This is a genomic window from Paraglaciecola sp. T6c (genome assembly GCF_000014225.1).
Lineage (GTDB): Bacteria > Pseudomonadota > Gammaproteobacteria > Enterobacterales > Alteromonadaceae > Paraglaciecola > Paraglaciecola atlantica_A.
On the sequence record NC_008228.1, the window covers coordinates 2,383,850 to 2,398,033 of the forward strand.

Genomic DNA, 14,184 nt, shown 5'->3' on the forward strand with positions numbered 1-14,184 from the left:
ATACCGTTGCTGTGAGTCAGGTGCGCTTCGTCACACACCTCACTTATGCCAATCTTAATAAGTCAATTTAAAACGTAACGTTCACACCTAAGCGATAAGTCGTGCCGACTTTATAACGTGTGTATGTGCGCGAACGTGTCGCGTCTCCGTCTAACGGGTTACCTTCTTCAAAGGCAACGAATTGATAGCCCACATCGTTGTCAGCGAAAATGCGGTCTACTTCTAATTCTCGGCTGGTGTAGTAGGTTCTAAATTCATCATCGAGCAAGTTGATGGCTTGCAATGAAAAGGTAACGTTATCGTTTAGTTTGTAAGATGCTGACAAGTCGAGGTTACCGCGACCTTCGTTCCAAATAGAGCCTTGGTTCCATGTACGCCCTTGTAAGCCCGTGTTGTAATCAGTACCCACAAGTGAGTCACTGGTACCTCGGTACGCTAAGCGGATCTGGTGGCCGTCTTGCTCCCAGAATAGGGTCGCGTTGTAGCTGTGCTCAGGTGTATCGGCCACAGGGAATGACGGTAAGGTTTTGCTTGGGTCAATGCTGGAACGGTCTGGATCATACTGACTGTCTTGATAGGTATAGTTAGCCGACACCCCTAAGCCAGATAAAAAGCCAGGTAAAAAGTCGTAGGTTTGTACATAGCCTAATTCCACACCGGTAATTTGAGCACCTTTACCGTTGATGATTTTGCTGACGCTGTATTGGGCACACAGATCACGCAAATCGTTACTGAAGCGGGTAGGGTCCGAAGGCCACCAACCGTAATCAGCTGTTGCGCGAAGCGGCATACAACCGTTTAATCCATGATCATCTGTTCCATCGTCTTCGGCGAGCAAAATGATTTCGCTGCCGCTAACTGGGGTGTCAACGTTACGCACATCTTTTAGATAAGTAACTGCATTTTCAACCGTGGTAAAATTTGACATATCCTTATGGAATACTGCCACACTGAGCATAGAGCTTTCGTTAAAGTACCACTCAAATGATACGTCTAAATTGTTGGACTCTAACGGTTCAAGCTGGGTGTTGAACAATGAAACTTTACTACCGGTGTTCGGATTACCTGAGCCCCAATAACCGTTTTCGTTCAATTGAAATCCTGGGCGAAGCTGGTCTATTTCAGGACGGGTCATCGTTTTAGAAACCGAGAAACGGCCGACCATTTCATCAGAAATAGCGTAGTTTAAATTTAGACTTGGCAACCAATTTGTATAGGTGTGGCTGTCGCTAGAGCGAAATGATTGAAGCTCTCTGTTTCGAATCGATGACGACGAAAATTGATTGGCATTTACGGTTGGAATTGGGGTCGTCCCATCGTAAGCAATCGTGCCATCCCAGCCATTATTGCGGGTGGTCGATACGTCAGCGTAGCGCCACATATTTAACCAAGTGATCGGGTCTGCTGGCTCGGGTAAGCTTGGGTCCTGCTGAAATGCAGACCACTGGGCAAATAGAGGGTCATGACAAGGGCCCTGATCCGCAATGCGAGTCCAACCAGAGGGATCAGGACCACTGCTGGTATCCCAACCTTGACCATCAACCCGTTGGTATTTTTGCTCATAACCTAGCGGTTGATTCGGATCTGCGAAAACAGGTGAACGGCACTCAGGCAGACTTGTGTCTCGCAAGTCACGCAACATAACGCGGTCGTATTCTCGCTCAAGTGTCTCAGTAAACTGCCAGAAGTCAGCGCCTGAATAGCCCTCTGCTGCGATGTCAGTTTTCACGTAGCGCATACCGATATTACCGGTCAAACGACCATCAAATAATTCAAAATTAGTTTTAAAGTAATAGGCTTGCGTATCGATATCTGTGATCCGTGATTCGGAGTCATTGGGCGTTCTTACGGTGTTTTCATCGTCTAACAGCAGGCTAACGGCGTAGGCTGGGTCTACTGGCGTCCAACCGGTTGTGGCCTCATTGCGCTCGTAACCCAATGACTGCATGAAGTCGCTGGGTACGACACCGTCACGTGCTATCAAATTAGCGCGAATGTCTAATAACGCGCCGCCTGGAATAGCAACGGGGTTACCAAATTCGTCCTCGACGACCTCTGTGGCTGTGACTGAGTTAAATTGGTATTTTTGATTATCCACGTCTTTCGTACGTTTGGTAACTTTAGCGCCAAACTCGAACGAGGTAATGCCATAATCATCAAAGTCATATTCAAAATCGACTTGGCCATTTGCCAACTCATCGCTCACTGTTACGTCATTTTCACTTAAGAAGCTCAAATGCTGTGCGTTAATATCTGCGGGGTTGTAGCCCGTGAATACAGTATTATCTTCATATCCGGGGACAAATAAGCCAGTTTCCGGATCGGTTTGACTGACAATTTGTTCGCCAAGATCAGCAAATGAACTGCCAAATACCATGCGACACGTTCCGCTAGTGCAGTCATAACCAACAGGTTCGATATCTCGGCCTGCATCATAGAGTTTTATCGCGGGCACCTGGGGGAAATTTTGCATCGCTGCAAATGCACTGGGTAAACTTTCTGATTCACTTTTGGAGTAACCAAATTGGCTTGAGACACGAAGAGAGTCGGTTAATTCACGTTTGTACGTTAATGAGATGCTGCCATTTTTTTGATCATTACCGCCTTGTGAGGATTGTAAGTCACCTGCACCGAAACGATTCAATTCTCGTAGCATGGTATTGTTCTGTGTATCGACTACATACCAATCTGTTTGTGGATCGGTGAAGGGCGCTGCAGGACGTTGACTGCCTAGCGGCTCAATGCCTTCGACAAAATTTTGATTGCCCGTAGCTCGACTTATTACGGCATCTTGACGTGTTGCATATTCTTGCTGTGAGTAAGTAATATCAAGATTCAATTCAGAAACATCGTCTGGTAGAAATTGCAGCCCTAAGGTTATGCCCTGACGTTCGGTGCTATTTTGATGCAGTTCGTAACGCGTGGCCGTAGGGCGTATCGCCTTGACGCCAGAGATGGCATTTCCGTCCATGTCGCTTGCTGATGCGATAATAGTAGAAGCTGCGAATCTGTCTATTCGGTATTGGTCGCGCCGAATACTTGAAGTTTGATCATAGGCTGAAAAGGCAACACCAAAGGTATCATCGAAAAATTTTTCAGTGAGGGTAAACTGTACTTTATGATCGCTCTCTTCCGAGAAATCATTGTATCTGCCCTGTGCAGTGAAGGAACGCACGCCTTTCTTTTGATCAAGAGGCTTGAGTGTTATGAGGTTAATATTGGCCCCCAGAGATCCTTCGTCTTGGTCGGCACTTGATGTTTTCACCACTTCAAGCTTTGACAAAATGTCTGCAGAGAAGGAGCTTAAATCAACCGCTTGACTGAAGTCTGTTGAGGTGAGTTGCTGACCATTAATAGTAATATTATTTTGGTTAGCAGTGGCACCACGCACGGTGACTTGAGTACCTTCGCCATCACGCGTAACCAATGAAACGCCCGTTACGCGGCTTAATGCATCTGCTACGTTTTGGTCGGTCGACTTACCAATGTCTTCGGCATTAATTGTGTCGACTAAGTTCTGAGAGAAGCGCTTATCATTGATTGATTTTTTGAGGCTACTCTTCAAACCTGTAATTTCAATCACTTCAATGTCGCTTGTTTCGCTAGATTTCGCTTCAGGTGAATTCAGCGCGTTTTGTTCTTCCTGCGTTTGGCCAAATGCGTTAGATGCCATAAAAAGCGCAATTGAGATAGCGCTTAATTTAAAGGGTGTGGTGAATGCTTTAGACATAGTTAATTGTTCCCGGTAATTATAAATGTCGTTAATCGCCATGGCTTGGTTAGCGTGCATCACTAAACCAACCAGACTTACTTCAAGTGCTTATGTCTAATTTCATATGAACATTTTATTACACTTAAAATGTAAAGCATATGTAAACATTTGGTTTGGTTGTTGTCAAAGGTTTTTTGTTAACAATTAACTGTGGGGAGGTGGTTATTCATAATGATTGTATAAGTGTACTTAAATCAAGCTAATCAATGGCTTACGCGTTATTAAAAGCGTTTATTTTTAGAGGGGGTAGGTTAACAAAACGAGATGCATTGTAATTTTAATGGTTCTTTTATAACTGACTAGTTACTTTAAATAGTCATTTATGCCAAAAAATTAACGCCTGCCAGTGCAAAATGTTACACGCAGATGTCGGAAGAGTAGAAATAAATTTTTGTTAAAAATCAGTCAACATTCGTGTTTGAATTAAACACGAAGCGTTCATACCATACATGTTAGAATAATAGATATATCAGGTTAAACGCACAGCACAAAAGCGCTAGCCTGATACTCGCCGTATCATCATCGCTGTATCATCAGGCTACTTAAGTATTTTCCCACTAGAAAAACAGCATATGCAAGCAGTACAGACTAGATTTTAAACGTCCCGTTTAGCGAGACGAATCATTCGTGTGATTTGCGGTTATGAAGAGGTGCTATGGCGAGCGATATTCAGACAGTGGATGAGCCTTTAGGAGCGCGGCAAACCTAAGAATCCTGGTTAATAAAAAAGGCGCGGTGATAGCGCGATGCCATGCACCCAATTCAAGGGCTCAATACCCATGTCGAAATGGGTAATTTAAAAAAAGCCCTTCAAGCCTACTTTGTAAAACACTTAATAACGAGCAGTACAGGGAAACTAGCTTCCAGTCTTTATTCTATCGTTCAAACGCGTCTTTTAAGCGGCGTACTTACGCCAAAAACTGATGTCCTTTGGGCAGTTGTTGCGGGCTGCACGCTCACAACGCATAGATGCAATGACTTCAAACGGGTCAAGGGAAAGCATCTCGGCTATCTCTACAGCAAGTTTGTCATCGATTGAGCCCGTTTGATTACGATAACGACTTACCGCAGACCGAGACACACCGAGTTTTTTAGCCACAGTGTTATCAGAGCGAAGCCTATATTTGTGCCGTAACATATCGATTAGCTGCATGCTTTTATACATGGTGTCTTCCTTCTACTGTCGTTAATAAACCCTTATGTGGGTATCTATCTGCGAGTACCCATTTTCGATTTAATACCTAATGGGTGCTCGGGTTTACTGCTATATCTCAGTTTGTTAGTTACTGTTTTGAAACGTGCCAGCGTCCAATACTTGTTTCTTTAAACGATAACGACAAATGTAATTCCAATTCCAACTGCTATCGTATTTATGGCATAAACCCCAATGTAAGCCCGGGGGAGAGGTGTCTTCTATGTTGCTTGGCCGGTATAAACCAACCGCTTCTGGCGCCCCTTTGATATGGGCTTTGATATCAAAATTAATACCGTCAGGGGCAAACTGAATGGTGTTTTTCTCAGGACCGTCAGTGGTCAATAAGCTTGCAACGCCACCTTGGTAATTCCACACCACCACTTCATGGCCGCTGTTGCTGATCGGGTTGTATTCTGATTTGTGATAAGGCCCTAAAATGTCGTCGGCGATGGCGACCCCATGCTTGATTTCGCGCCCACCAAAGTTCATTTCTTCGCCCATGGTCTCGCCTTTGTAATACAGGTGGAACTTGCCATTAAACACCAGTAAACATGGGTCATGCACTTTATGGCTATCAAAGCTGCCCTTTGAATGCACGTGGAAACGGTTGTCTTCATCACCGCGCCATTCGCCGTCCATGGAAGGACTCAAAATCGGTGCGGTGGATTTTATCCAAGGGCCAAAAGGGGAGTCGGCATGGGCAATGGCGATTTGTTCTATTTGTCGATTGGTATAAGGATATTGCACGGTTTGATAGACCAAATAGTATTTACCATTATGGGCGAGTACTTCGGGGGTAAATACGGCACGATCATCAAACGCACCAGGTGTACCACGGGTGATAGCAGGGCCTTGCTCATGCCACGTTTCGCCGTCCCTTGAGGTGGCGTGCCAAACTTCGGTTAAATCCCATGGAAACACTTTATCATCTGGGTTAGTACTACCAAAGCCCACGGTTTCGCCAGTGCCTTTGGTGTACCAACAATGATAAACATCATCGACTGAAATGACCGATGTGGGGTCGCGGCGAATTACCCCTTCTTCAAATGCAAAGTCACCCTTTAATGGGCTGGTTTCAAATTCGATCATCCAGTCAGCATTTTTACTGTCATAGCCTCGCTCGATAGCGCGCTTGGTGGCAAGGCTTTGTTTTTGCTTAGCCTGAGTCATGTTATTTCCTCTTAAGATCTGTTAGATGCGATACCAATTCACGCAACGGTGTGATTGGCTAAACGTTGACGAAATGCATCGAAAATAGTGTGCTCAACTATGGCGCCCTGATGTTGCACCACTAGCCCCGCTGCTGCGGATGCGTGTTCAATAGATAATTTCATAGGTTTATCAGCCATGCGGCAGGCCAAATATACACCTGCAAAAGAGTCTCCGGCTGCGGTGGTATCCAGCTGTCTGTCCGCAGGGGTAAAAGGCACATGGCATAGGGCTTGGCCACAATCGAAAGCGAAAACACCCTCTTTGCCTGCTTTGACGACCAGCTCCTGAACATCGTACTGCTTACAGTAATTTACAATCTCAGAGACAGATGCATGTCCTAATAGGTCATGATGATCCTCGGTGCCTGGTAGTACTATGTCACTGACTGTGTATGCCGCTTCAAGCCATCGGATAGCATGCGCTTTGTTCGCCCACATCTTTGGGCGGTAGTTGGGGTCAAAGGCCACTTTACTGCCTTTAGCTTTAAGACGGGTGATTAAGTTGATTAACTTGTCTTTATCTTCATCGGATAAAATCCCTAGGGATATTCCACTGAAATAAACCAAATCAAAATGTGGCCAGTGGGATTCACAGTCGCTTTGTTCAATGAGGGACATGAGTTGGGTGGCCGCTGACTCCTTGCGCCAATAATCGAAGTGGCGCTCTCCACTGTCGTCGTTCTTAATCGCGTATATACCCACGTTATGATCATCAGAGGTAAGAGCAAACTCATCACTGATACCATGCTGTTGCCAGTGCGCTGTCATCAAGGTGCTAAAGCTGTCTTGGCCGATGCCTGATAGAAAGTAGCAGTCTAACTCGTTGTGCCAACGCTTGGCATAAACCAAAGAGTTATAGGTATCACCGGCATAAGAATGTTGTAGTTTATTTTGAGCGGTAACACTCAGCTCGACCATGCATTCGCCGATCGCAATAAATGTAGGGTTGCGCATCTTAGACCACGCTCGCTTTATCTTTTGTGCTGTCTAAATCGAGTTCAATTTCTTCAATCGTCTTATTCTTGGTTTCAGGCATGATCTTAAACAAGATCACGAAACCTATAGCACCACTGATAGCGTAAAATAAGAAGATGTCACTAGCCCCCATATGGCTTAACTGCCATGGGAAAAACTGCTGTACTAAATAACTCACAATACTAGCAAGCAATGCAAACATGGGAATGGCGGTTCCACGAATAGCGATTGGGAATATCTCTGAAAAGAGCACCCACATCACCGGCCCAATTGAGAAATGAAAAGCTGCTATATAACCCATGACGCCAAGTAGGATCATGTTTGCGTTCACATTAGTCGCCATTTGCATCAACTGGCCTTCATGGCGTCTAAATTCTTCGATACCAATAACCGACTGCAGCATATTCTTAAATTCAATATCAGATGAAAACGCAGTGGACACCATATTCTGCATGCTGGCTAAGCCATGCTCAGTGGTAAACGCGTTAATCTGCTCAGGGGTAAGGATATAAGTGGCCTGACTGAAAGCGTAGTGACACATAAATAGGCTAATAGTGCCCGCTGCAAGGCCGTAAATCACCAGTGGACGGCGGCCCAATCTATCGACTAACAACACTGCTGCTATGGTGAACAACACGCTGACCAAACCGACGATAAGTGCTTGGAAAAAGGCAGCATTGGTGCCCAAACCGACTTGCTCAAAGACCGTTGGGGCATAAAACATGATCGCGTTAATTCCGGTAATTTGTTGCACCACCCCCATGGTTAAACCGATTAATGCGGCTTTACGCATTTTGCTGCCAAACATGGCTTTTATGGCTTCAGCGGTGGATAAAGCGTGTTTATCGCCTAAATCGACGCTGTGCTGAATTTGAACCAGTTCTTTTTCGACCTCTTCGTTATTCAAAAACTGATGCAGTACACGCTTTGCTTCATCCAAACGATTGTTCATGACCAACCATCGAGGGCTTCTTGGGATCGTAATAAGTAAGAATAGCCATACGATGGCTGGGATAATCTCAATGCCGAGCATCCACCGCCAAGTATGGGTATTGATACCAAGAGACATGACCCAGTCGGTCTCTAATTGCGACACCTTTAATATCATGTAATTGGCAAAATAAGCGGCTGAGAGACCGATAACGATATTTATCTGGATCATGGCCACCAATTTACCGCGTAGTTTTGGCGGTGCAATTTCGCCAATATACATAGCCGCTACTGACAGCGACGTAAACGCAAGCCCGCCAACAAATCGAGCCGTAACCAACATCTCAAAGGAAATAGCACCAACAGACGCTACCGCAGACAATATATATAAAACAGAAATAATGAGCAGGGCTTGGCGGCGACCATATTTGTCACAAATATAGCCAGTAATGAGTAACGCAAATAAAACACCGAAACCAGGTGCACTGACCACAGCCCCAATTTGCAAGTCAGAGAGGGCAAACTCGGCGGAAATAAAGCGCACAGTGCCTGAGATAAGCGCGGCATCTAAACCAAAAATGAATCCTCCGAATGCCACTACGATTGCGCAAAAGAATACATGCCTAACTTGATTATTCATTGGTGTTCCTATTTAGCTTGGATGACGTCTATTAACTTAGGGGGACCTTTGTTAACAAAGTGACGTAAATCGTCGATGAATTATGCTAACGCATATATTGATAATTGTTAACAATTAATTATCGTTGCAATGTCTCAGGTAAGTCAACATACTTTTACAATTTAGTTATTTAATAACACAATACGTAAAAGCGTTTGATTCTAATAATAAGAACATTAGTAGGCTTAGCCTTTGATTTAAGGCTATTAAATTTTTCAAAGACGAGAGTGCATATTGATAAAATTGACAGAGACATCATACGTTACTTTAGATTTTAACCTCAACACAATAGTCAAATATGGTGTTTCGCACGACTCGCATTAATGTTGTTTACTCGCACTATTTAATTAATTGTTAACAATTTACATGTCGAGCGTGCTGTGTATAATCCCAAAATGTAAATTTTGTTAATACTTCTCAAGAGGGATAATTATGAACGCCAGTAAAAAGCTTTTGTTTGTTGCGATTGTAACAGCGCTAACTGGATGCAGTGCGAGTGAAACGAGTGACGAGGTTAGTCACTCCTCAGCCGCAGAGGTGCAACCAGTTGATCACATTGAGCAACAGGTAAAAACACTTAAAACATTGTTTACTGCCAAAGATAGTGACTCCCTCAAGCAGGTTAAATACACAAATGCCAGCGGCACCGTGGTTGGTACATCAGGCGATTCTCTCAAAGTAGTCTTTCATGGGAAAGAGAATATCAACAGTGCTGTTGAGTTTATCCCTGATGTTGCTTGGGATTGGAGCGATTTAGACGATTTTAATATCGCTTTTGACATCGGTAATGAAGGAGAGCACTCAGTTCAGTTATTCCTAAATATATCTGATACCAATGGCGATACGTATACCCGTTCAGTCAGTGTGCCTGTTGGGCCACAAAGTACTTATTATGCAAAAATGGCGGGGCACGACCTCGCCAAATCAATCAGTGACGATAAGAACGAATTTAATTTTACCTCGGGCTTACGCTCTAACCCAGACACGTGGCATTCAGATGACAAGCAGTTTATCTCTTTGTGGGGTAAAAAAAATCTTAAACTCAGTGGCATAAGCAAGATTTCGTTAAGCGTACAAAACAATTTATTCGATAAACAAATCACTATAAACGATATTCGATTACGCCAAAATCCGCCTATGGATACGCTCTACCTTACGGGTGTGGTTGATCAATTCGGGCAAAATGCAAAGCGCGAATTCGACGGGAAAGTGCACTCGTTAGAAGAGTTATACAGCGCAAGAGATAAAGAGTTGAAAACCTTAGACGGAAAATGGAATGCGCCGCGCTCAAAGTGGGGCGGTTGGTTGAACGGACCTAAGCTGGAAGGCACGGGCAACTTTCGAACAGCTAAATATCAAGGCAAATGGAGCTTAGTTGACCCCGACGGTTACCTGTATTTTGCCACTGGTGTCGATATCATTCGCTTGGCTAACTCGTCTACAATGACCGGTTATGATTTTCCGCCGGAGGTGTTAGTTAAAGCAGATAACGCTGATGTGACGCCATCTGATTCTCAGGGCCTTAATCGCGTTGCTGACAGTGCCGTGCCATCACGTTTTGTAGCATCTGAACTCAGAAAAGATCTGTTCACTTGGTTGCCAAGTTACGAGGAACCTATGGGGCAGCACTATGGTTACCGTACTGGGGTTCATTCAGGGCCACTAAAACAAGGCGAAACCTATAGTTTTTATGCAGCCAATTTAGATCGTAAATACAGTGAAATGACACCTGATTACATGCAAAAGTGGCACGATGTGACCCTAGATAGAATGCGTAATTGGGGGTTCACATCCTTAGGTAATTGGACAGATCCTGCATTTTACGACAACCAGAAAGTACCGTTTTTTGCTAACGGTTGGATCATCGGTGACTATAAAACCGTCTCTAGTGGCGATGATTTCTGGGGCAACATGCCGGATGTGTTCGACCCTACATTCAAAGAGCGTGCGTTGCATACTGTCAGCGTCATCGCACAAGAAGTGAAAAACACCCCTTGGTGCGTGGGTGTATTTATCGATAACGAGAAAAGTTTTGGCCGTAGTGAAACGCCTCAGTCGCGCTACGGCATCGTGTTCAATACCCTAAAACGCGATGGTAGTGAAGTGCCGACTAAGGCGGCGTTTACGACAATGCTTAAAGATAAATATGCCAGCATCGAGGCATTAAATGCCGCTTGGGGTAAAAACATTTCCTCTTGGTCTGAGTTTAATAAAGGCATTGATTCAGTGCTAGCGACTGATGAAACGCACGCCGAACAGCAATTAGCTGATTACAGCGATATGCTGTATGCCTATGCCGAAAAATACTTTTCAACAGTTGATGCTGCTATGCAAACTTATTTGCCTAATCATCTCTATTTAGGGTCTCGCTTCGCGGATTGGGGCATGCCTATGGAGGTGGCAAAAGCGGCTACTCAGTACGTGGATGTGATGAGTTACAACGTATACAAAGAAGGCTTACATCCAAAGGGCTGGGGATTTCTAAAAGAGTTTGACATGCCATCAATTGTGGGCGAGTTCCACATCGGAGCTACTGACAGCGGTTTGTTTCACCCAGGCTTAGTACATGCTGCTAATCAGCAAGACAGAGCTGATATGTACCAAGATTATATGGGAACGATTATTGATAATCCGTACTTTATTGGTGCGCATTGGTTCCAATACATGGACTCGCCAATTACTGGTAGAGCCTTTGACGGCGAAAACTACAACGTAGGCTTTGTTAACGTGACTGACACCCCTTATGCGCCTATGGTCAATGCTGCCAAAGACCTACACAAAGGCATGTACGAACGTCGTTTTACATCTAACTAATAACCCTTTAAAGAGCGCGCAGCTCCTTGGCTGCGCGCTTTAAGGCAAGTATCGATTATAATCATACTTTCGGGTTTCATCCTGTCTAATCATTTTAACGTCACAGTTTAGGTGTTGGTAGCTGTCGTTATTGCAACTATTGCAACTATTGCAACTACAGCAACTACTGCGCACTGTTTCTGCCGTCCCTGGTTGAAATCAAAGCATCATTTCGATGCTTAGCACCGGTTAATAGTATACCTATGTATATTTTCCTAGATAAAAATATCGCCAAAATGTAGATATAATATAAGTTTACTGTGTGAGCGCTTCAATCATGAGCCTAATCGCCGCGTAACTATTCAAGGAACATCCGTTAATCAAAATGAATTTGCCCAACTCGATAAAGCCAAGTGCGCAAAGTGGATTTACTTTGATTGAGCTAATCATCGTCATCGTTATCTTGGGGACATTAGCCGTCACAGCTGCACCAAAGTTTCTCGATTTAAACGGTGATGCGAAAATTGCTGTGCTTGAATCTGTAGGGGGCGCAATGTTGTCTGCTAGCAAGTTGGTATATGCTAAATCAGCGATTCGAGGGCAGAATAGTTTGCAGCTTAGCAATATTGATATTGACGGTGACGGTTCTTCGGACATCGAAACACGATATGGATACCCAAGTGGCTCTCGAAATAGCGGAATTTCTGCGGCAATGAGCAGCAATTTTGAGAAAGATTGGATATGGTCAACAGATTATCGACGGACTAAATTATACCTTACTTTTGCGTCGCTCACCCACACGTCAGGTGCCTATGTAAACCAAGTACCGATAGTTGCCACCAATTGTTATTTGATCTATTACCGTGCAGAAAACTTGGGGGAAACCCCTAGCATAGAATACACGACTTCAGGTTGTTAATTCGGCTTAAGATGCCACATATGCCAGGCCATTATGGTAGAAAAAGACTCCTTTGAGATGATGGGCATTTACGTGATAATAAGTAATAGCTATTTCACCCTTGCAACTACTGTCCTCAGAGGGTCTATTGTCGCTAAACTATCTTTTTTAGATGATTTTCAGTAGGCTAGCGTTGCTTTTTTGCAGTACAGCTTCTCTTTATCATCTCTTTATCAGGTTTCTCATTTTGCACACACTGAATCAGCTTAAAACCGGCCAACTTATTGGCACATCAAAACTCACTCTATCTGACAACCTCACGGAATTTCCTTTAGAGATTTTAACACTCGCTGATACCTTGGAAGTACTTGATTTATCAAATAATAAATTGCGCCATCTACCCAATGAGTTTGCCCAATTAAAAAATCTTAAAATTCTATTTGCCTCTAACAACCAGTTTGAAGTTCTACCAGACGTATTGGGACAGTGTGAAAATCTTGAAATGGTCGGTTTCAAAGCCAACAAAATCAAGCGTGTGCCTGAGAACGCTTTACCCATAAAGTTGCGCTGGCTGATTTTAACCGATAATCAAATACATAGACTGCCAAACTCGTTGGGTGAGCGACCTAGAATGCAAAAGTTAGCCCTTGCGGGTAATAAACTCACGTCATTACCTGAGAATATGAGCCAATTGCACAATCTTGAGTTGTTGCGAATTTCGGCGAATGATTTAGCGCAATGCCCAGACCAGCTATTAGATTTGCCCAGATTGGCTTGGTTTGCTTTTGCGGGTAATCCATTTTCCGCAGCGGATTTGCATATTGAAACAGTGCCTCATGTACCCTCTACGAGCTACCAATTGCATGATGTGCTAGGGCAGGGAGCATCTGGCGTAATCTCAAAAGCGACTTGGCGTAAAGCACAACATGACATGCCCGCAGAGGTGGCGGTTAAAGTGTTCAAAGGCCAAGTCACCAGTGATGGCTACCCGAAAGATGAGTTACAGGTTTGCCTGAAAGTGGGTCAACATAGCAATATAGTCAAACCGCTGGCACAGGTGACAGAGCCTGACTACTTGGCGTTGGTGATGGCGTTAATCCCAGAGCATTTCCGTAATTTAGGCTTGCCCCCGTCGTTAGACAGTTGCACTCGAGATACCTTCCCTGAAGGGTTTACATTGTCGTCTCAGCACATTGAGAAAATCATTTCTCAGATGCGAGATGTGTATGAGCATTTGCATATAAACCAAGTTTGCCACGGTGATTTATACGCCCATAACACCTTATTTGATGATGAGGGAAATATCATATTCGGTGATTTCGGCGCCGCGAGCATGTACCACATGTTAAGCGAGTCACAACAAAAGAAAATCAAGCAAATTGAAGCTCGAGCACTAGCTCACTTTATAGAAGACATCCAAAGTTTGAAAGTGGGCTAGCGTTTGTCGCTCGTCTGATAGGTGAATTAGTCTTTTTTCTCTACCGTGATGGTAATGTTCTTCGATGAGCCTGCGTACCATTTTTGTACATAGACTGAGCCTAACACTGGGGCTTTGCCTTCTTCTGGCACTTCCTTATAACGAACGCTGTTTTTAGTTTCTTTTTCTAGGGTGAAGTTAAGGGTAACGGCAGACATTTTTTAACTCTTTTTATATGAAAGGTCGATATGATTGCGTATCTGCAAGAGTAACGCAATCTGAGATTTTGAGACCGTCTTTGGCCACTAACTCTG

At 44.2% G+C, this 14,184-nt stretch carries 9 protein-coding genes; 3 read left to right on the forward strand and 6 right to left on the reverse strand.

Features of this window, described 5'->3' with window-relative positions:
- Positions 1-67: 67 nt before the first annotated feature.
- The 5 genes from PATL_RS10030 to PATL_RS10050 all read right to left on the reverse strand — a co-directional run bounded on the left by PATL_RS10030 (position 68) and on the right by PATL_RS10050 (position 8,723).
- On the reverse strand, positions 68-3,730 hold the full coding sequence (locus tag PATL_RS10030) for a TonB-dependent receptor (RefSeq protein WP_041714384.1): 3,663 nt from the start codon (positions 3,728-3,730) through the stop codon (positions 68-70).
- 937 nt (positions 3,731-4,667) lie between these two features.
- Entirely contained in the window at positions 4,668-4,937 is a 270-nt protein-coding gene (locus PATL_RS10035; RefSeq protein ID WP_011574780.1) for a helix-turn-helix domain-containing protein, read from the reverse strand.
- A gap of 114 nt (positions 4,938-5,051) precedes the next feature.
- Complete coding sequence (locus PATL_RS10040) at positions 5,052-6,137, reverse strand: glycoside hydrolase family 117 protein (RefSeq protein WP_011574781.1); 1,086 nt, start codon at positions 6,135-6,137, stop codon at positions 5,052-5,054.
- A 38-nt stretch (positions 6,138-6,175) separates the two neighbouring features.
- A complete protein-coding gene (locus PATL_RS10045) occupies positions 6,176-7,132 on the reverse strand; it encodes a sugar kinase (protein ID WP_011574782.1) in 957 nt (318 codons plus the stop codon).
- Position 7,133: 1 nt separating this feature from the next.
- Positions 7,134-8,723 (reverse strand): sugar porter family MFS transporter, encoded by a 1,590-nt coding sequence (locus PATL_RS10050; RefSeq protein ID WP_011574783.1) that lies wholly within the window; start codon positions 8,721-8,723, stop codon positions 7,134-7,136.
- Positions 8,724-9,194: 471 nt separating this feature from the next.
- Between PATL_RS10050 and PATL_RS10055 the strand changes: the two genes are divergently transcribed.
- From PATL_RS10055 to PATL_RS10065, 3 genes are all read left to right on the forward strand, one after another.
- Positions 9,195-11,576, forward strand: a complete 2,382-nt coding sequence (locus tag PATL_RS10055; protein ID WP_011574784.1) for a beta-galactosidase — start codon at positions 9,195-9,197, stop codon at positions 11,574-11,576.
- 364 nt (positions 11,577-11,940) lie between these two features.
- Positions 11,941-12,474, forward strand: coding sequence for a prepilin-type N-terminal cleavage/methylation domain-containing protein (locus PATL_RS23040; protein WP_011574785.1), 534 nt, complete (start codon positions 11,941-11,943; stop codon positions 12,472-12,474).
- 226 nt (positions 12,475-12,700) lie between these two features.
- Entirely contained in the window at positions 12,701-13,891 is a 1,191-nt protein-coding gene (locus PATL_RS10065; protein ID WP_041713658.1) for a leucine-rich repeat-containing protein kinase family protein, read from the forward strand.
- A 26-nt stretch (positions 13,892-13,917) separates the two neighbouring features.
- Here the strand turns inward: PATL_RS10065 and PATL_RS22815 are convergent, their stop codons facing one another.
- Positions 13,918-14,088, reverse strand: coding sequence for a hypothetical protein (locus PATL_RS22815; RefSeq protein WP_011574787.1), 171 nt, complete (start codon positions 14,086-14,088; stop codon positions 13,918-13,920).
- Between the last annotated feature and the right edge of the window lie 96 nt (positions 14,089-14,184).

Bases quoted from the DNA above. Each gene is read 5' to 3' on its own strand.
- PATL_RS10030 (WP_041714384.1), bottom strand. From the start codon at position 3,730: ATGTCTAAAGCATTCACCACACCCTTTAAATTAAGCGCTATCTCAATT.
- PATL_RS10035 (WP_011574780.1), bottom strand. From the start codon at position 4,937: ATGTATAAAAGCATGCAGCTAATCGATATGTTACGGCACAAATATAGG.
- PATL_RS10040 (WP_011574781.1), bottom strand. From the start codon at position 6,137: ATGACTCAGGCTAAGCAAAAACAAAGCCTTGCCACCAAGCGCGCTATC.
- PATL_RS10045 (WP_011574782.1), bottom strand. From the start codon at position 7,132: ATGCGCAACCCTACATTTATTGCGATCGGCGAATGCATGGTCGAGCTG.
- PATL_RS10050 (WP_011574783.1), bottom strand. From the start codon at position 8,723: ATGAATAATCAAGTTAGGCATGTATTCTTTTGCGCAATCGTAGTGGCA.
- PATL_RS10055 (WP_011574784.1), top strand. From the start codon at position 9,195: ATGAACGCCAGTAAAAAGCTTTTGTTTGTTGCGATTGTAACAGCGCTA.
- PATL_RS23040 (WP_011574785.1), top strand. From the start codon at position 11,941: ATGAATTTGCCCAACTCGATAAAGCCAAGTGCGCAAAGTGGATTTACT.
- PATL_RS22815 (WP_011574787.1), bottom strand. From the start codon at position 14,088: ATGTCTGCCGTTACCCTTAACTTCACCCTAGAAAAAGAAACTAAAAAC.